The sequence below is a fragment of the Flavobacterium sp. WC2509 genome, assembly GCF_052683105.1.
The window spans coordinates 1,055,345-1,073,634 of the sequence record NZ_JBQZFG010000001.1; the positions used below are offsets into that span (position 1 = coordinate 1,055,345).

The 18,290-nt window shown below is 33.0% G+C and carries 18 protein-coding genes and 1 riboswitch; of the genes, 5 read left to right on the forward strand and 13 right to left on the reverse strand.

The window, feature by feature from the left end:
- Positions 1-63: 63 nt before the first annotated feature.
- Both ACUN3A_RS04175 and ACUN3A_RS04180 read right to left on the reverse strand, forming a co-directional pair.
- Positions 64-633 carry a DUF4252 domain-containing protein gene (locus tag ACUN3A_RS04175; protein WP_445550083.1) on the reverse strand — a complete coding sequence of 190 codons (570 nt, stop codon included), beginning with the start codon at positions 631-633 and terminating at the stop codon, positions 64-66.
- A gap of 81 nt (positions 634-714) precedes the next feature.
- Entirely contained in the window at positions 715-993 is a 279-nt protein-coding gene (locus ACUN3A_RS04180; RefSeq protein WP_445550084.1) for a hypothetical protein, read from the reverse strand.
- A gap of 201 nt (positions 994-1,194) precedes the next feature.
- Here ACUN3A_RS04180 and ACUN3A_RS04185 point away from each other — a divergent pair, with 201 nt between their 5' ends.
- Positions 1,195-2,640 (forward strand): S41 family peptidase, encoded by a 1,446-nt coding sequence (locus ACUN3A_RS04185; protein WP_445550085.1) that lies wholly within the window; start codon positions 1,195-1,197, stop codon positions 2,638-2,640.
- Between the two features lie 221 nt (positions 2,641-2,861).
- Here the strand turns inward: ACUN3A_RS04185 and ACUN3A_RS04190 are convergent, their stop codons facing one another.
- The 8 genes from ACUN3A_RS04190 to ACUN3A_RS04225 form a co-directional block, all read right to left on the reverse strand.
- Positions 2,862-3,917 carry a YncE family protein gene (locus ACUN3A_RS04190; protein WP_445550086.1) on the reverse strand — a complete coding sequence of 352 codons (1,056 nt, stop codon included), beginning with the start codon at positions 3,915-3,917 and terminating at the stop codon, positions 2,862-2,864.
- A 6-nt stretch (positions 3,918-3,923) separates the two neighbouring features.
- Positions 3,924-5,777, reverse strand: a complete 1,854-nt coding sequence (locus tag ACUN3A_RS04195) for a TonB-dependent receptor plug domain-containing protein (RefSeq protein ID WP_445550087.1) — start codon at positions 5,775-5,777, stop codon at positions 3,924-3,926.
- A gap of 31 nt (positions 5,778-5,808) precedes the next feature.
- A riboswitch (cobalamin riboswitch) is annotated at positions 5,809-6,067 on the reverse strand.
- A 103-nt stretch (positions 6,068-6,170) separates the two neighbouring features.
- Positions 6,171-6,707 (reverse strand): alpha-ribazole phosphatase, encoded by a 537-nt coding sequence (cobC, locus tag ACUN3A_RS04200; protein WP_445550088.1) that lies wholly within the window; start codon positions 6,705-6,707, stop codon positions 6,171-6,173.
- Positions 6,692-7,489 (reverse strand): adenosylcobinamide-GDP ribazoletransferase, encoded by a 798-nt coding sequence (locus ACUN3A_RS04205; RefSeq protein ID WP_445550089.1) that lies wholly within the window; start codon positions 7,487-7,489, stop codon positions 6,692-6,694. Before ACUN3A_RS04205 ends, cobC begins: the two co-directional genes overlap by 16 nt.
- A gap of 136 nt (positions 7,490-7,625) precedes the next feature.
- Positions 7,626-9,302, reverse strand: a complete 1,677-nt coding sequence (cobT, locus tag ACUN3A_RS04210) for a nicotinate-nucleotide--dimethylbenzimidazole phosphoribosyltransferase (RefSeq protein WP_445550090.1) — start codon at positions 9,300-9,302, stop codon at positions 7,626-7,628.
- Between the two features lie 119 nt (positions 9,303-9,421).
- Positions 9,422-10,069, reverse strand: a complete 648-nt coding sequence (locus ACUN3A_RS04215; RefSeq protein WP_445550091.1) for a Dph6-related ATP pyrophosphatase — start codon at positions 10,067-10,069, stop codon at positions 9,422-9,424.
- Positions 10,070-10,579, reverse strand: coding sequence for a bifunctional adenosylcobinamide kinase/adenosylcobinamide-phosphate guanylyltransferase (cobU, locus tag ACUN3A_RS04220; protein ID WP_445550092.1), 510 nt, complete (start codon positions 10,577-10,579; stop codon positions 10,070-10,072).
- A gap of 17 nt (positions 10,580-10,596) precedes the next feature.
- Positions 10,597-10,959, reverse strand: a complete 363-nt coding sequence (locus ACUN3A_RS04225) for a DUF5522 domain-containing protein (RefSeq protein ID WP_445550093.1) — start codon at positions 10,957-10,959, stop codon at positions 10,597-10,599.
- Between the two features lie 96 nt (positions 10,960-11,055).
- Between ACUN3A_RS04225 and ACUN3A_RS04230 the strand changes: the two genes are divergently transcribed.
- The 3 genes from ACUN3A_RS04230 (at position 11,056) to ACUN3A_RS04240 (ending at position 14,083) form a co-directional block, all read left to right on the forward strand.
- Positions 11,056-12,198 (forward strand): ABC transporter substrate-binding protein, encoded by a 1,143-nt coding sequence (locus ACUN3A_RS04230; RefSeq protein ID WP_445550094.1) that lies wholly within the window; start codon positions 11,056-11,058, stop codon positions 12,196-12,198.
- Positions 12,199-13,227: an iron chelate uptake ABC transporter family permease subunit gene (locus ACUN3A_RS04235; protein WP_445550095.1), complete on the forward strand. Its 1,029-nt coding sequence runs from the start codon at positions 12,199-12,201 to the stop codon at positions 13,225-13,227.
- A gap of 76 nt (positions 13,228-13,303) precedes the next feature.
- A complete protein-coding gene (locus tag ACUN3A_RS04240; protein WP_445550096.1) occupies positions 13,304-14,083 on the forward strand; it encodes an ABC transporter ATP-binding protein in 780 nt (259 codons plus the stop codon).
- Here ACUN3A_RS04240 and ACUN3A_RS04245 read toward each other — a convergent pair.
- The 3 genes from ACUN3A_RS04245 to ACUN3A_RS04255 all read right to left on the reverse strand — a co-directional run bounded on the left by ACUN3A_RS04245 (position 14,076) and on the right by ACUN3A_RS04255 (position 15,962).
- Positions 14,076-14,510, reverse strand: a complete 435-nt coding sequence (locus ACUN3A_RS04245) for a hypothetical protein (protein WP_445550097.1) — start codon at positions 14,508-14,510, stop codon at positions 14,076-14,078. The two genes, ACUN3A_RS04240 and ACUN3A_RS04245, sit on opposite strands and share 8 nt — an antisense overlap.
- A gap of 406 nt (positions 14,511-14,916) precedes the next feature.
- Entirely contained in the window at positions 14,917-15,369 is a 453-nt protein-coding gene (locus tag ACUN3A_RS04250; protein ID WP_445550098.1) for a tRNA (cytidine(34)-2'-O)-methyltransferase, read from the reverse strand.
- Positions 15,370-15,395: 26 nt separating this feature from the next.
- A complete protein-coding gene (locus tag ACUN3A_RS04255) occupies positions 15,396-15,962 on the reverse strand; it encodes a pseudouridine synthase (protein ID WP_445550099.1) in 567 nt (188 codons plus the stop codon).
- Between the two features lie 769 nt (positions 15,963-16,731).
- Here ACUN3A_RS04255 and ACUN3A_RS04260 point away from each other — a divergent pair.
- Positions 16,732-17,709, forward strand: a complete 978-nt coding sequence (locus ACUN3A_RS04260; protein ID WP_445550100.1) for a helix-turn-helix domain-containing protein — start codon at positions 16,732-16,734, stop codon at positions 17,707-17,709.
- The last annotated feature ends 581 nt before the right edge of the window (positions 17,710-18,290 follow it).

Genomic DNA, 18,290 nt, shown 5'->3' on the forward strand with positions numbered 1-18,290 from the left:
TGTTTAACTTCATTTCACATAGTTGTTATAGATATTTGCAATCAATTTTCGACAACACTTATTTTACTTTTTAGTTGCTTTTTTTAAATCATCACCGCCAGGAATTTTCATTTTATCTGTCAAGACCGAAATCTCACTCAGATTAAAATCACCAGTCAATGACATCAAGACCGTATCTTCACCTTTTCCTCCTTCAACAAACATTAATAGTTCTTTTATTTGTGTATCATTAGCCCCTGATTTAACCATAATTTTGACATTTTTACCTTTATCATTTACACGCATCAACTCATCCAAACCTGCCGTTTTACTATATTTTTCAGATGTAGACTTCATATCTGCTTCTACCTTGTCACTTTGAGTGGTAAAGACTTTTAAATTGTCTAATTTTTTAATCAAATTCATGTATTGTTGCGCTTCTTTATCAGAAGTATCTACTTTTACCTTACTCATCAATTCGAACATCTTTTTGTTTACGACTATTGATGTTACTTCTTCTTGACCATCAAATTTATCAAATGCTGATTGTGCAAAAAACGGACTTGACACTAACAATATCAACAATGTAATTATTACCTTTTTACTTAAACCTATTTTATTATTATTTTGATTTTCGTGTGTCTGTGATTTCATTTTATTTTATTTAACGATTATTTTTAAAATTTAAATTTTGTAATTGAACTTGAATTCCCTACAAGCACTTTGGCTTTATTTTTATTCAACAAATATTTTATTTTTGGTTACTTCATACACTTTAATATACTGAGTTCCCACGATACCAACATTTACATTCTTAGACAATATACCTAATGCTTTTTGAGTTGCCTCCAAAGCTTCTTTAGGATCATCAAAAGTTCCTAATTCTTTATTTTGCTGCTCCTTATTGATATAAAAATAAGCATACGTTACAACTCCCAGCAAAACTACAATAGATGCTACTATCGACAACCATGCCAAATTTCTTTTTTTAGGAATTACTAGACTATTTTCCATTAACTTTTCATTTTTTACTTCAGTAAAGCACGTAAATAAAGGTTTATATTTTTCTAAATGTATCGCAATTTTTGATGATAAAAAATAGTTTTATTAATTACGATATACAATCAGTACGTAATACTAGATTATTTGTTACAAAACAAAATAAATCAAACTAAAGTTAGTATTTTTACGTTGTATATCTACAACCAAAGTTATATGAAAACTTGTTTCAAAGTTACCTTATTAATATTCTTAGCCTTTTTAACTTTACAGAGTTGTGATGATATGGACGATGGCTATCCATCATCCACTATTGAAACTAATGATTTTATTTGGAAAGGTCTTAATTTATATTATTTATGGCAAGCCGATGTTCCTAATTTAGCTGACAAGCGTTTTGCCAATCAGGCGGATTTAAATTCCTTTTTGCAACAATATGAAAAACCGGAAGATTTATTTAACGCACTTAGAGTAGATAAAAGCATCGATCGATTCAGCTGGATTGTAAGCGATTATTTGACATTGGAAGGTCAGCTTCAAGGAACTACAAAAAATAATGGAATGGAATATGGTCTTTATTATAAATCCGCAAATTCTAGTGTTATTTTTGGATTTGTAAGCTATATAATCCCAAATTCAGACGCTTCAACTAAAGACATCAAGCGAGGAGATATCTTTTATGGCGTAAACGGAACACAACTCACAGATAAAAATTATAAGGATTTATTTTTAAACTCGGAAAATTACAACCTCAATTTAGCCGATTACAACAATGGTGCTATTACTCCGAATGGAAAAACAGTAAGCCTTACAAAAACCACTCTTGCAGAAAACCCAATTTTTATAAATAAAGTAATCGAAACTGGTGGACATAAAATAGGCTATTTAATGTACAATGGTTTTTATCCAAGCTATGACACACAACTGAATACTACTTTTAGTTCATTAAAATCAAAAGGTGTAACCGATTTAGTTTTAGATTTAAGGTACAATTCAGGAGGCTCGATAGAATCTGCTACACGATTGGCCAGTATGATAACAGGACAATTTACAGGCAAGGTATTTTCTAAAGAAAGATGGAATGATAAAATTAATTCTTATTTTGAGTCTGAAGATCCAACGTCATTAATAAATTTATTTACAAACACAGTAGGATCAACTCCTTTGAACAGTTTAAATCTTACCAAAGTTTATATTTTAACTACCAAAAGTACTGCTTCGGCAAGCGAATTAGTTATCAATGGTTTAAAACCATATATTACTGTTGTTCAAATTGGTGATATGACTACTGGAAAAAATGTAGGCTCAATCACAATCTATGACTCTCCCACTTTTGGGAAAAAAAATAGAAACCCAAATCATCGCTATGCCATGCAACCTATTGTTTTAAAAATTGTTAATGCTGATGGTTTTGGCGACTATCTAAATGGCTTGACTCCTACTTATACGTTAAAAGAAAATCTAGCTAATTTGGGTGAACTTGGAAACAGTACAGAACCTTTATTAAGTACAGCAATTGGAAAAATTACAGGAACTGCTAAAATGGTCAAAACAACGCAAGGCAAAACATTCCCTTATTTTAAAGATGCAAAATCAATTATAAAACAAAACCAAATGTATATTGATAAAGTACCTGCAGGACTTTTGAAATCTTTGGAGTAAGGAATATTAATAATATCCATCTGAATCTAATAATTATATTAAAAAAAAATCAAAATACTCCATAAACAAAATTAAATCAAAAAGGCTTTCATTTCTGAAAGCCTTTTTTTTCCCAAAAACTATTTATAATACTATTATTAGTGTAATAAAATTTCCACAAATAACACACAGTATTATACTGAATACCATTATAGCCAATATAATGTGGCTAATGGCGTGAATTAATCGTTAAAATAAAATCCATTTGGACCAACACCAACTGTAAATTCTTTTTGTAAAGTTCCAGTTAGTGAATAAACGTAAGATTTACTATTAGCTGTAAAATCTCCACCGTCAGCAATAAAAATGTGATTGTTCTTTACAGCGAAACCATACATTTGACCATATTTTGAAGTAGAAGTATAAGTTAAAATAGCCGTTTTTGAAGCTACTGTTGCAGCTAGATCTATACCGTAAACTGAAGTTCCAACCGTATAATAAATTTTACTTTGTTCGATATCTAAATTTTGAGCATCTTGTAAATCAGCTGGAAAAGTAATTTTACTTAAACTACTATCCGATAATTTCACTTTTACGATTTCACTAGCTATTCCATAAGGACTTCTTAAAACATATAAAACCCCATTTTTAACTTCCATCGTATCTGCATCTGAACCAACATTTATTGGAGTTTCTAATGCTTTTGTAGTTGGATTTACCACTAATACTTTATCACTTGTAAATGGCTCAGTAATGTATAATTTTCCATTTTCCAAAACAATTCTATTAGCCGTTGCTTTCAATTCAATTTTTGATTCCACCAAATTGGTTGTCAAATTAATAACAGCAACATAATCATCTGTGTCTCCAGTTGCAGGATTTGCATAAGAATAAGTATTTGCGTTAGTTACATACGCTTTACCATCTTTTACTACTCCATATCTTGGATTCACAAGTCCTGTTTCAATTTTTGCAACAATCTTGAAAGTATTTCTATTTACAACTGTGATTTTATTTGAACCACCTGAAATAATATAAGCATTGTCTCCGTCAAAAAAGATTGACTGCACATATTTACCCAATAAATCAGAACCATTTACTAAAGTATAAGCATCTTGTGTAAAAGTACTCAAGTCATTACTTATATAAGAAACCGAACCTTGCCCAGAGCCTCCTTCATTCAAGACCAAAATTCCTTCATTATAATCACCAGAATCTACTTTATCATCATCATTGTTACATGAAACAAATAGAGGAACGCTCACTAGAGCAACAAAAAAGGACTTACTAAACTTCATAACTTTTTAAAATTTAAGGGTTATATACATATTAAAATTGCGACCTGCCATAGGTCTATCTTCAACACTTTCATATTTTTCGTTAAAAACATTCAAAACCTGAAAGCCTATTTTGGAAGATTCTAAAAACTTAAAATCATAACTAAGACCAACATTCGACACCTGATAAGCGTCAATAATTTCATTAGGATCATTATCAGATCTTGTATATACAAATCCGTTGTATAAATACTGATAATCGACAGAGAACTTACCATAAGAATAAGCCAATGAAGCTGTTGCTTTATGATAAGGAACAAAAAACAATTGCTTACCAGTCTCTACATTTTTTGAAATAGTGTATGCGTACGTTCCATTTATGGCAAAACTATTTTTTCCATAGGAATTTGCCCAACCCAAAATCGTTTCAGAACCATATGTGTTCACCCGATCAGTATTTTCTGGAGACCAAACATCTCCATTCATCGGAATCCAACGAATCAAATCGTCAATTTTGTTATAATAAATAGTCTCCGACAAAGTGATTTTTTTATATTTAAAAACATTTCCAATTTCCGTTTGATAAGAGCTCTCAGGTTTTAAATCAGGATTCCCACCTTCTTCCCAATACAAATCATTAAAAGTTGGTATTCTAAAATTTCTAGAAAAATTGATTTTTAAATTATAAAAAGAACTAAAAGCATACGACGAACCCAATGAAAATAAAAAGGGACTATCATAATCTGAACTCGCTTCTTTCCTAAAGCCCAACTCGTTTTGCCATTTAGAATTTGCCTTTTCCACTACTTTTAAAGCAACAGCTCCGATATGTCTTGTATTATCTCCAAAACTAGTCCCAAAACCTTTCGTACTGCTATAATCTACAATTCCGTTTAGTTTGATAGATTCTATTAATTGGTATCCAAAATCCATTTTTGCGATAAACGATTCTGATTTTCCAAAAGTGAAATAATTACTTTCTATATCGGCAAAATATTGATATTGCTCTGTTAGATAAGCTGCTTTATAGTTACTGCTAAAACGTCCTTCGGTTTCTGAATATTCCAAAAGATTACGACTAAAAGTATTGATATATTTTGTTTTCGAATCGGATTCCGACACTAATGAAAGATTTCTGTCGGTATTTGAAGATTGGCTGTATAAGGTAAGAACAGCATTGGGTTTAATTTTATATCCCACATTGGCAGACAAACTGGTTGTTGCATATTGACCGTTTTCATTTTTTCGTTGAACTCCTTTCCAAGTATAGAGCCCGATATAATCATAATCGTTATCAGAACTGTTACGGGAAAAGCCAATTTGAGTACTCCATTTTTGACTCGAAAGATTCATTTTATAATTCGCTCCTATGGTATTGAAACTTCCATAATCCAGACGCAAATCATTTTCGAATTTGTCTTTAAAAACCAAATTATTATTCAAATGAACACTTCCTCCTATCGCTCCACTACCATAACTTACACTTCCACCACCCGCTTTTACGCTAATAGCACTAAAATCAGATGACGTGAATGTATTAAAATCAGCACTGCCGTTAAGTAAAGAATTGACATTAATTCCGTTCCAAACTACTGCTGTTTGCGAAGCGGTAGTTCCTCTAAAAGAAACCGTAGAAGTCATTCCGCGCCCGTATTCCTTGAAATACAAAACACTGTTATAATTCAATAAATTAGTAAGAGTAGATTGATTTTTGCCAATAACTGAATCATTAAGAATCTGAATCGATTGTGATTTATTACTAGAATACAAAGTACGGTCTGAAACTATAACTTCTTTTAATTTGTTAATAGAATCATTCTGCGCCGAAACAAATTGGCACATTAGTACAAAAAAGGCTAGTATTAATTTTCTTAAAGTCATAATTTCTGAACCTTTTTTCCCGAAAGTTCGATATTTGTTAAGAAAAAAGGCAGGTCTCCTGGCTTGCGTCTTGTTGTTCACCTTCCCATTACAATTTTTGATTTCGGAGTTTAGACTTTAGATTAACTCTAAAATCTGAATTCTAAAATCTACAATTTAAAACAGTGGCTTTGTAGATAACAACAAGCTTGATAGCTTACAGTTGCGGGAACAGCTTAGGTTTTGAACCTAATTCCCTTTTAATGTGTTTTCGTAAAAAGTAAAACACAACCTTAATTCGGGTGCAAATATAAAGTTAAAAATATTGAAAAGTAAAGTTAATGAAGCATTTTAATTTTAACACCCCTACAACTAATTGTTTTTCATAATTTTAAACCCCAAAAAAGTACGATTCTAAATTTCAATTTTTACAACAGCTCCAAAATCCAACTTTGATTTAAAAGCATCTTGCAAAGGAAGATCATTTATTTTGCACAAAATACTTCGGATAACTCCCGCATGTGCGACAATTATTAATGGTTTTTCATTAGGTTTTGAAGCTTCATTTTCTAAAAAATCTACTACTCTTTCATTCAAGTCAACGAAAGATTCGCCATTAGGTACACGCACATTTACAAAATCAGTCATCCAAGGATTTAAAACTTCTTGTGGAATATCATCCCAGCTTTTTAATTCCCAATCGCCAAAATTCATTTCCATTAATCTTGAATCTTCAATAATAGAATCAATTTGAATATTATCCTGAATATGTTTGGACAAAACAACACAACGCTGTAACGGACTCGAATATAAAATAGCCTCTTTTGGCAGTTGACTGATAATAATTTCAAAAACAGCATCATAAGGCGCTCTGATTTCTACATCACTCTGACCGTAGCAAATTCCTTTTTCACAAACCGTTTCGGTATGACGGACTAAATAAACTTCCATATTCCGATAATTGACAGATAAAAAATCACTTCACATACTTGTTGTGTTGCGCCTAAACAATCTCCAGTATAACCGTCAATCCATTTCTGAAAATAACGAGCTAGAAAAAGCCGTGTTACAAAAACAGGAATTAAAGCCAACAACAATTGCCATTGAAAAAAAGACAAAACCACAAGAGGCAACAATCCAAAAAACATAGCTCCAATCATTTCTTTCCAAGTGAAATTTTGGGCAATTGGTTTGCTTTTGCTCGATGCATCTTCTCTTGAATACTGATGTGTAAAAACAATGGAGATTGCAGCTAGACGGCTAACAGAATGACCTGAGATAAAGAGCAAAAGATTTTTGATTGATGATTGCTGATTAACGATTTCAGATGTATTCAGCAGATTATAAAGAGCTTGAAATTTTAATAAAAACAATAAAACCACGCCAATTGCTCCATACGCACCAATGGCGCTGTCTTTCATTATTAGAAGGATTTTCTCTTTGGTCCAACCGCCGCCAAAACCATCGCAAACATCGGCAAATCCGTCTTCATGAAAAGCTCCTGTAGTTAGAATTCCTGCAATGATTGCTAAGATTACAGCGATTTCATTTGTAAATAAAAAAGTTCCAATAGAATAGAAAACAAACGAAATACCTCCAACTATCCAACCAATCAAAGGAAAATACCGGGATGCTTTGTTTAAATAATCAGGATTGTGGTCAATGTTTTTTGGACACGGAATTCGGGTGTAAAACATCAAAGCTGTAAAAAATATATGTAATTGTTTTTTCATTTTTTTTATTTGTTATTGCCGTAGAGACGTTGCACTGCAACGTCTCCGCCAACGTTTTTCACACAACGTTTTCAAAACGATTTTTATATACATTGCGTGAAGACGTTGCAGTGCAACGTCTCTACAATATGCGAATCTACGAACGGCTAATTCCAGCCGATTCAAAACTTGCCATTTCATTCAGGAAAGAAACTGCGGATTGTATAATTGGAAAGGCTACGGCACAACCCGTTCCTTCTCCCAATCGCAAATCTAATTGTAATAACGAACGAACATTCAAATAATCCAATATTTTTTGATGTCCCTGCTCCGCGGAAGAATGACAGAAAATTGCATTTTCTTTTATTTCTGAATTCAATTTGTAAGCGATTAAAAAAGCGACAGTACAAATAAAACCATCTACCAGAATAAGCATATTATTTTGTTTGGCTTGAAGCATTCCTCCTGCTATTTGTAAAATTTCAAATCCTCCAAAATAAGCTAATTTACTCTCTAAATCATTTGGCCCATTATAATTTTCAAGTGCTTTTTTGAGGATATTTTGTTTCTGAATTAACTTTTCGTCAATAACCCCTGTTCCTTTTCCAATACAATCTTCGATAGGTAAATCCAACAGAATACTCATCAAAACCGAAGCTGTCGATGTATTTCCTATCCCCATTTCTCCAAAACCAATGCAATTGCAACTAGTTTCAAAAATAGTATTTACAATTGCTGCTCCTTTGGCAAAACACAAATCAAATTCTGTTTTACTCATTGCCGAAGTATGTAAAAACGACTGTGTCCCCTTCCCTATTTTAGCCGAAACCAGATTAGCATTTGTTGGAAAATCATAATTTACTCCTGCATCTACAATAGTTAGCGCAATATTATTTTGTTTACAAAACACATTAATAGCTGCTCCTCCTTCCAGAAAGTTGGTCACCATTTGTCGGGTAACATCTTGCGGATAGGCACTTACACCATGATTTGCAATTCCGTGGTCTCCAGTAAAAACCACCATATTAGGTTTTGTTATTTTGGGTTCCAAAGTTTGATAAACAGTTCCGATTTGTTTCGCCAGATTTTCCAAAATACCTAGTGAACCAGTTGGTTTCGTTTTATTATCGATTTTTTGTTGGAGTGCCTCGCTTATTTTAGAATCACCAGATTGTGATTGCTCCGTTCCTCGCAAAGACTCCGGAATTGAGAGTGTAGCAGAAACCAAAATCTCTTCAACAAAAGGATTAGCTGATTTTTGCTTCCAATTCAATTGTTGCAACATCGGTTGGTTATCATAATTTGTAGCAGGTTTGCCTACGCAAAAATAGCCCAACGGCTCTATATGTTCTGGTAATCCCAAAAGCTGTTTGAACTGGTAATAATTTAGAATCGAAACCCAACCCATCGAATACCCTTGTTCTGTGAGTGACAGCCAAATGTTTTGAGCAGAGCAAACCGAACTAAATTTTACCGCTTCGTTACTGCCGACTGTACCAATCGTAAAATGATTCAACACCGAACGGTCGTAACAAATTACTAATCCGAGGGGTGCTTCTTCAATCGCTTCTAGTTTTAAGGCTTGGTATTGCGATTTTTGTAAATCATCATCGGTTTGATTTTCGGCTTTTTGATTGTAGGCTAAAAATAGTTCTTTTATTGCTTTTTTGATTTCAGTGGATTTGATGAGATAATATTTTGTAGCATCGGTCAAACCTACAGATGGTGCATGATGTCCCGCTTGAAGTGCTTTTTGGATTACTTCATCTGGTACAGCATCAGTTGTAAAATGACGGGTGTCTCGACGGGATCTTATAATTTCATCTAAAGTCATTGTCGTATCGTGTGTTTGCGTTAGGGATGGAAGCGGCATCCTATTGTGGCGGGGTTCGCCACAATATATATAGCGTACAGCCCGACCCTTGTGGTAACGCCAAAATAATTAGTATATTTTTATTCTTCCCAAACAATGAAACAATAATCGTTGTGGGTAATTTTTGTAAAGTTAGGCAATTCTACTGCTTCTGAAAACAGTGGACAATCGAGCACCAAGGTATGAAACTCGCCATTTTCTCCGCAAGGGTCAATGCCTTTTTTAAGTAATTCCTGTGCTAACTCTTTGGTCAAAATTTTACCTAAATAGCTTTCTCCCATCGTTGGATTACAGGAAACAATCATGGTTTTAATACCATTTTCCAGCATTTCATTGACCAAAACGATACGGTCTTGCAGCCATAAAGGAAGTATTGCTTTTAACGAAGCGGCGTGACAAACTTTGTCTTCCCAATCTTTGTGTGGTTGTAAATCGATATCTCCAAAAACGGCTGATTCGAGATTATAATTGGTTTTTAGTCTTTTTAAAATCGCGATAAACTTGGCTTCATAATCGTTCCAAGTCGCAGGAACGGCTTCAAGAGGCAAATTCATTTTTTGAGCCTGTTGTTTTAAAATCGACAAAGGCAATCCGTGAGAACGAGATATTTTACCATTTTCGTTCATCATATTCAACAGTACTTTTGGAACAAATCCTTGCGCTACTGCTTGCATCATGGCATAACAACTGTCTTTTCCTCCGCTCCAAGAACTTACAAAATTCATCATTTATCCTTTTATTTTTAGCGGAATTCCTGAAACCATTAATACTACTGTGTCTGCATTTTTGGCGATGTATTGATTCATCCAGCCTTGCAATTCTGTGAATTTTCTACCGATATGTGTTTCGGCGTGAACGCCCATTCCAATTTCGTTTGTCACAATAATTATCGTGGCATTTTCATGTTTTGCAATGGCATCCAATTCGGCTTTGGCTTGTTTCAAAGACAAAGCAACATCGTTTTTATTATCTACAAAAAAGTTGGTCAACCAAAGTGTGACACAATCAACAATTGCGACTTTTCCTGAAAAATCAATTTCACTTAAATGTTTTTCTTTTTCAATATTAATCCATCGTTCGTCACGATCTTTTTGATGGCGGTCAACTCTTTTTTGAAAATCATCATCCCATTTTCGAGCTGTTGCAACATACATTGGATTATCGGCTAATTCTTTGGCTAAATTTTCGGCATAACTGCTCTTTCCTGAGCGTTCTCCGCCTGTAATCAAATAAATCATTTTGTTTTCTTTTTTAATCAATACGGACAATGCGTACAATCGCTTTTACAGCAATAGCCTCTTTTGAGATGAAACCAAGGTTTGAAAACATAGTTACCATCCTCAAAATAATAATCAATTCCTTCTATAATTTGGGCAGTTTCTGGCAATAACGAAGCTTTATTTCCTATTGCTGTTTCGGGAGTTATTGTGGCTACAAATTCATCTATTTTATCCGCACAGGCTTTTTTAAAACAGCTGGAACAAAGACAATCGGCAATGTCAAACGGATTGAAAATGGGAGGAAAATCATTGCACCAACAAGCTTCCCCTTCAGGAGTATCTCCACAATTAAAAGGCTTTTGACAGGTCGAACAATGCTTCTGTTTTATAACATTCATTTTGTAAAGATAGCGTTTGTCTTATTTTTTACTGTAAAAATTAAACAAGAAATTTATAATTTACTATACCTTTGCCCTTATTGAAAAAAAAATAATATGCGATTTTCATTCTACAAAGTTCTTTTAATCAGTGTTCTCTTTTCTTTTATTGGATGTAAAAAAAATGAAACAAAAGAGGCTATAAATACTGTTAACACTACAAACAGCATTCAATATTCTAAAAGTTTGGCTATTCATAAACAGGACGGTTATACGGTAGTAACGGTTTCTAATCCTTGGCCAGATGCTGTTAAAAATTTCAAATACATTCTAAAAGAAAAAAACGGAATTGTTCCAGATAGCTTAAAAAAGTATACTCAAATCAATGTTCCTTTACAATCTATCGTAGTGACTTCTACTACAAATATTCCATTTCTTGAAATGTTGGGTGTAGAAAAAACATTAATTGGATTTCCTCATACCGATTATATTTCTTCCGAAAAAACCAGAGCTTTAATTGACGCTGGTTCGGTTAAAAATGTGGGACAAAACGAAAAACTTAATATTGAACAACTTATTGAATTAGCACCAGAACTTATTGTGACTTTTGGTATTGACAACAATAATCCAACTCTTGAAAATTTACAAAAAAGTGGTTTAAAAGTATTAATTCAAGCCGATTGGATGGAGCAATCTCCACTGGGAAAAGCAGAGTGGTTAAAATTATATGGCGTTTTATTTGGCAAAGAAAAAGAAGCAAACCAATTATTTGACAATATCGTAAAAGAATACAATGATGCGGTAAAATTGGTTGCGAACCAAAAACCAACCTCAACTGTATTGTACGGTTCTATGTATCAGGATCAATGGTATGTAGCCAAAGGCAGTAGCTGGGTTGCCCAATTTATGAAAGATGCTAAAGGTGATTATCTTTGGAAAGATTTAGAAGGAACTGGAAGTCTTGGATTGTCTTTTGAAAACATTTTGGACAAAGCCAAAACGGCTTCTTTTTGGATTGCAACCGGTTCATTCAAATCATTAGCGGAATTGAAAAATGCCAACCCTCATTACAGTCAATTTGATGCTTTTAATACTAAAAATATTTATACTTTTGAAGGAAAACTGGGAGCGACTGGAGGTACTATTTTCTATGAATTATCACCTTCCAGACCTGATTTGGTATTGAAAGATTACATCAAAATTTTTCATCCTGAATTACTTCCTAATTATGCTTTTACTTTTGCTACAAAACTAAACTAATTGAACAATCCTAAACGAAATATAACCTTATTTTCATTGCTTTTTGCAGGGCTAATTGTTTTGTTTTTTGTGAACATTAGTTTTGGTTCTATTACTATTCCTTTTAAAGATGTTTACACGAGTTTGACAGGTGGTCATGCCAGTAAATCGACTTGGGAATACATCGTCATCAACTACCGATTACCAAAAGCCATTACAGCCGTTTTGGTTGGAATGGGATTGTCTATAAGCGGCTTGTTAATGCAAACTTTATTTAGAAATCCACTTGCTGGACCTTATGTTTTAGGACTCAGTTCTGGAGCAAGTTTGGGAGTTGCTTTTGTGATTTTAGGTGCGAGTATATTGCCTTCGTTTTTGAGTGGTGTTTTGTTATCTCCCTACGGAATTGTTTTGGCATCCACATTAGGAAGTACCTCCGTTTTAGTATTAGTTTTATTAGTTTCCCAACGTTTGAGAGACACTATGGCTATACTTATAGTTGGACTCATGTTTGGAAGTTTTACCAGTGCAATTGTTGGTGTTCTTACTTATTTTAGTTCGGCGGAACAATTACAAAAATTCACTTTTTGGTCTATGGGAAATCTTGGCAATTTGTCTTGGACATCCATTCTCATTTTAACTGTTTGCGTAATATTGGGATTATTCCTGAGTTTATTGAGTATCAAACCTTTGAATGCATTACTCTTGGGTGAAAATTACGCCAAGAGCATGGGGTTGAATTTCAACAAAGCTCGATTTATCATCATATTAGCAACCAGTATCTTAGCAGGAAGTATTACTGCTTACGCTGGACCTATCGCCTTCATTGGATTGGCAGTCCCTCACATTGCTAAATTAGTATTTCAAACTAGTAATCATACTGTTTTATTTTGGAGTACTTTACTTTTTGGAGCTGCTATTATGTTAGTATGTGATGTAGTTTCTCAAATGCCAGGAATGGAAGTAACTTTACCGATTAATGCTATTACTTCAATATTGGGTGCGCCTGTTGTGATTTGGCTGTTGGTTCGAAAGAGGAATTTTAAGTAAAAAATTAACCGCTAGGTTCACAAAGGATTACGCAAAGTTCGCTAAGCTTTGTATTGAAAAAAAAATATTAATAAATATGTCACACAATATCCTCACCACCTCTAATTTAAGCATTGGATACGCTTCCAAAAAAGAAACTGTGACCATAGCCAAAAACCTCAACTTGAATCTTCAAGCAGGAAAACTAATAGCTTTAATTGGAGCAAATGGTATAGGAAAATCGACTTTATTACGCACCATTACCGGAATTCAAAAACCTTTACTGGGAACTGTTTTATTAAATGATAAAAAGATAAGCAGTTATGAACCTTTGGAACTCGCTCAAAATTTAAGCATGGTTTTGACTGAAAAATTGCCTCCAAGTAATTTAACCGTTTTTGAATTGGTGGCGCTGGGACGCCAGCCTTACACTAATTGGATTGGAACCTTGTCAGATATTGACATTCAAATAGTTCAAGACGCTCTAGCACAAACACAAATAGAACATTTATCTCAAAAAAAGCATTACGAAATAAGTGACGGGCAATTACAAAAAGTCTTAATTGCCAGAGCATTGGCACAGGACACGCCTTTAATTATTCTAGATGAACCCACAACCCATTTGGATTTATTACATAAAGTTTCTTTGCTCAAACTTTTAAAAAAACTAACGCACGAAACTGGAAAATGTATTTTATTTTCGACTCATGATATTGATATGGCAATACAGTTGAGTGACGAAATGATCATCATGACTCCTGAATCAGTAGTGCAGGATGAACCTTGCCATTTGATTGCCAAAGGAAGTTTTAATACTTTATTTAAAGATGAACATATTGTTTTTGACAGCGAAAAAGGGAAGTTTGTAATTAGTTAAGATGATCGTTTTCGTAACGAGCTCGATATCCTTGGAGAGCATTTTCTAAATTGGTAAATGAAATATCTAAAGGATTAATTAATATATTGTAATTAGAATATTCAGTAGAAAAAGACAAATATTTTTTTCTGATATGCCCGATTGGGTATCTTCCATAGTATTTTTCCACAACTAATTTTTCATCTTTAATATTTCTCCAACTTATTAATCTTTCGTTTTCCAATTGAATTCCTTTATCACTTATCAAAATTTGTGGCTCTCGGTTCAATAAATTTTTAACTTTTAAGAATAACAAATAAGGAGCCAATAATAATATGATAATTACAGCCTTTGTAATTGTATTGAAAAAGTGAATCCCCATGCATAAGGCACTACCCCAGATAATAATCCCAAAAACCGCTTTAAAAATTGAGAAATGAATAATCATTTCCTTTGGAAGTGATACATCATCCTGAAAAACATCTTCTTGTAGAAACTTTTGTTCTAATTTTTCTAATTTTTCCTTTTGACTTGCACTTCTGAATTCAAAAAGACTGGCATTATCCTGACTAAATATTATACCCTCCTCGTATGCTTTTTGTCTTAATTGATGTAGGTTTCTAACATTCTCAAATGCCTAAATTTTCCATCGTGTAATCATAATAAATTTATAAGCAAATGGAAGTATTACAGCTAATAGAATTCCGGCATATATAAAATTTAAATTTTTATGACCTAAGGCAAAAAGAATACAAATAAGAATAGGCAAAAAAATCATTAGTCTCGAAGGATAAGTTATTATTCTTTTCCCTCTTTGTATCGCCTCGCTAACAGTAACTGAATTTTCCAAAAAACTATTTTATATTAATTTGCCTTTTTGCTTCGCCCACTACAAAAGCAACCGAATTGGCTATATTAAAACTTCTTATTAATTTTGACATCGGAATGGTTAAATGATTTTCAAATAAAGCCAAAACTTCAGCACTTAAGCCAACACTTTCTTTACCAAAAACTAGCCAATCTCCATCTTGAAATTGATTATCCAAATAAGACTTTTCCGCATGGGAACTCATCAAAAAAACTCTTGAATGATCAGGTATTTGAGACATCCATTCAGATACATTTTGATATTCAGTTACATCAAGATGCACCCAATAATCAAGTCCAGAACGCTTTAGGTTTTTGTCATTAATAACAAATCCAAAAGGATGTACTAAGTGCAAACGGCTTTCGGTACCTACGCACAAACGACCAATGTTGCCGGTATTATTTGGTATTTCGGGTTCTACGAGAACGATGTTTAACATGTTTATAAATTGAAAAAATTAAATGATTAATTAAAGTTATCGACTTCCAAGACTTCTCCGGCTTTTAAATTATTTAAGTGTACGTTTCCTATTCTGACACGTACCAATCTCAAGGTTGGAAAACCAACGGCTGCTGTCATTTTACGTACTTGACGAAATTTCCCTTCGTTGACTGTTATAGAAGCCCAAGAAGTAGGTCCATGACGTTCGTCGCGAATTTTTTTACCTCTAGGCCCAAAATCAGGAATTTCAGTAATGAATCTGGCTTCACATTTTTTGGTTTTGTATTTGCCTCCATCAAATCCGATCTCAACTCCTTCTTTTAATAAATCTATTGCTTGCTGAGTAATTACTCCATCAACTTGTACATAATATTCTTTATCTACTTTTTTAGACCGAATCTGTTCACTCACTTTTCCATCGGTAGTCAATAACAATAAACCTTCTGAGTCTTCATCCAACCGACCGATTGCCATAGTGCCTTCTGGGAAATCGTGCAATTCGCCCAAGAGTTTTTTCTTGCGTTTCAATTCATAAATAAATTGGCTTAAATATCCGTAAGGTTTATGAATGATGAAATGATGGTGAGACATTCTGTTTTTTTTGAGAGGACAAAGATAGATTTGTTTTTTAAGTTTTTAAAAAACATTCTCTTTTAAAACAGGACAAACATTTTTAAAATAATAAGAAGCAAAATATCCTCATTGCAGCAATTCTGATTGATTTATAAACAAATTTTAACCTAAAAAACAGAGTAAAAAACAGAACCCATCCCATAAGTCTGAATTTCAAATAATTAGTATTTATTCATTAATAATTAACACACTCTTACTTTTAAAGAATTAAAAAATATAAAACTCGTTGGGTGTAATTCTGTATAAATAAAAAATGAACCACATAGACACATAGATTTAATGACGAAACACTAAAGAATGAATAGAAATAGCACTATTTTTACTTCGTCAGTTCGCCCTTCGGTCTCGGGTCACATAGATGAACTATGAGAGAAGTAAAACTTCTATCAAACTCTTTTAATCCCCTATAAATTCTATGTTTCTATGTGTTAAAAATAATTACACCCAACGGGTAATATAAAACATTATTATCCTATTCCTAAAAGATGACTAGAAATATTTAATTCAACAGTCAATTCAAATTTATCACTACTTAAATAAAAGTTAGTAAATTAATATTATCTTTGCTCCCCCCTTTTTTTCTACTTTTATGGTTCTACTTAATTTAAAGAATTGGCTTAACCAGTTCAAACAGTACTTTTTTACGTACAGTAATGGATTTTATCATCTCCCTTACAGCAGCAAATCTCCCAAGGACTTGGTGGAGAGTTTTGCCAAATACCCATTTATGAAACATAATATAGAAAGGCAATGCATTTATGCAAAAACGCCTTTTTGCGACGGAGGTTTCAGTTACCAGAATCTTGAAGAAGGATGTTGGATTATTTACTCTAAAATGAGGTATAAAACCAATGTTGCATTTGACCTTGTTTATGATAATCCAAAAGAGAAGAAAGTAGAAGATAAAGGCTACTATATGTTAAGCCTGAATCACATTTCAAAACAAGTAGATCTTGATAAAAAAATTTGTGAAAAACAGCTTTGTTTTTCAAACTATAGCTGGACATTCTTTAAACCAAAAGAACGGAACTGCGATCTAAATTTTAAAGGTTCGGATAACAAATATATTACACTGTATTTTAATGAAGAATGGCTGCAGCGCAATCTTGCTACGAATAGCCTTTTCTCTGAAGGAGGTCTTGCCGATTTTATTGCTTCAGATGAACCCTATATTGCCTGGCCTTTAACGGGTAATGAAGAAGTAATTAAAAATTTTAACCATTTTGACGATGTTATGAATCTTAATAGCGAAGCGGCTTCTATAGACTTTCTGCAATTAAAATTCTCAACGATCAATCTTATTTTCGACTTTTTCAGGCTTTGTAAGGAACAGAAAATTATAGAGTCATATTTTGCTATAGACTATGAAGATAAATTCATCATCAACAAAGTTGAAGACTATTTAATAAATCATTTGTTTGATAAATTTCCGGGTATCGATGTACTGGCAGCAAAATTTAAAATCTCAGAAAGTAAGCTGAAATCTGAATTTAAGCAATTCTTTGGAAAACCTATTTATAAATATTTTCAGGAAAAACAAATGCAGCAGGCAAAAGAACTTATTCTTGAAAACAAATTTCTGATAAAAGAGATTTCGTATAAATTTGGCTACGATAATACCAGTAAATTTTCTGCAGCCTTTAGAAAACACCACAATATTCTGCCAAGTGACCTGCAAAAGCAGGAATTTGAAATAGCAGAATAATCAACTCTTTTCTTTTCTATCCTTTGTTTCGCCCAAAAAAAACTTTTCGGGCTATAGATTTTCTTTGCCAAAACTTTTTGGAGTACTCCTGACCATGTCTCTTGTTATACATTTGTCCGATTTTTAAAGTAGAATTCAAAACTACTATAAAAATGGGATGCAACCGAAAAACCAACGAGTAGGACCAATTGCTAAATTTATTATTATGTCAGCAAGAAGTACACAAATTAATTAATCCATCAATAAATTGGCTCACCTAACTATTTAAAAAGAATGAAATGTTGGTGCATTATTGATTTTTAATGCAAAGCAATTTTGTTTTAATGTTTTCAAAAAACATTATACCTATAAAAAAACACAAAATCTCATTTTAACATCATTTTATAGCACCCATGTATTTGGTTGAAGTTATAAAGAATGAAGGTGGTACATGCGGACTTAAACGTATTTCAGAAGCGCATTCAGTAATGGAAGAATTTGAACAGTACGTTGCAGACAAACCAGATGGTGTATTTTCAAAATGGACGAACACATACTTATGTATATAATCAATAAATAACCAGATAATAATCGTTTTTACT

What these genes read in the sequence shown, in the direction of transcription:
- ACUN3A_RS04175 (WP_445550083.1), bottom strand. Translation starts at nt 633, where the DNA reads ATGAAATCACAGACACACGAAAATCAAAATAATAATAAAATAGGTTTA.
- ACUN3A_RS04180 (WP_445550084.1), bottom strand. Translation starts at nt 993, where the DNA reads ATGGAAAATAGTCTAGTAATTCCTAAAAAAAGAAATTTGGCATGGTTG.
- ACUN3A_RS04260 (WP_445550100.1), top strand. Translation starts at nt 16,732, where the DNA reads ATGAAACATAATATAGAAAGGCAATGCATTTATGCAAAAACGCCTTTT.
- ACUN3A_RS04190 (WP_445550086.1), bottom strand. Translation starts at nt 3,917, where the DNA reads ATGAAGTTTAGTAAGTCCTTTTTTGTTGCTCTAGTGAGCGTTCCTCTA.
- ACUN3A_RS04205 (WP_445550089.1), bottom strand. Translation starts at nt 7,489, where the DNA reads ATGAAAAAACAATTACATATATTTTTTACAGCTTTGATGTTTTACACC.
- ACUN3A_RS04185 (WP_445550085.1), top strand. Translation starts at nt 1,195, where the DNA reads ATGAAAACTTGTTTCAAAGTTACCTTATTAATATTCTTAGCCTTTTTA.
- ACUN3A_RS04195 (WP_445550087.1), bottom strand. Translation starts at nt 5,777, where the DNA reads ATGACTTTAAGAAAATTAATACTAGCCTTTTTTGTACTAATGTGCCAA.
- ACUN3A_RS04240 (WP_445550096.1), top strand. Translation starts at nt 13,304, where the DNA reads ATGTCACACAATATCCTCACCACCTCTAATTTAAGCATTGGATACGCT.
- ACUN3A_RS04250 (WP_445550098.1), bottom strand. Translation starts at nt 15,369, where the DNA reads ATGTTAAACATCGTTCTCGTAGAACCCGAAATACCAAATAATACCGGC.
- cobU (WP_445550092.1), bottom strand. Translation starts at nt 10,579, where the DNA reads ATGATTTATTTGATTACAGGCGGAGAACGCTCAGGAAAGAGCAGTTAT.
- ACUN3A_RS04245 (WP_445550097.1), bottom strand. Translation starts at nt 14,510, where the DNA reads ATGATTATTCATTTCTCAATTTTTAAAGCGGTTTTTGGGATTATTATC.
- ACUN3A_RS04215 (WP_445550091.1), bottom strand. Translation starts at nt 10,069, where the DNA reads ATGATGAATTTTGTAAGTTCTTGGAGCGGAGGAAAAGACAGTTGTTAT.
- ACUN3A_RS04230 (WP_445550094.1), top strand. Translation starts at nt 11,056, where the DNA reads ATGCGATTTTCATTCTACAAAGTTCTTTTAATCAGTGTTCTCTTTTCT.
- cobC (WP_445550088.1), bottom strand. Translation starts at nt 6,707, where the DNA reads ATGGAAGTTTATTTAGTCCGTCATACCGAAACGGTTTGTGAAAAAGGA.
- ACUN3A_RS04225 (WP_445550093.1), bottom strand. Translation starts at nt 10,959, where the DNA reads ATGAATGTTATAAAACAGAAGCATTGTTCGACCTGTCAAAAGCCTTTT.
- ACUN3A_RS04255 (WP_445550099.1), bottom strand. Translation starts at nt 15,962, where the DNA reads ATGTCTCACCATCATTTCATCATTCATAAACCTTACGGATATTTAAGC.
- cobT (WP_445550090.1), bottom strand. Translation starts at nt 9,302, where the DNA reads ATGACTTTAGATGAAATTATAAGATCCCGTCGAGACACCCGTCATTTT.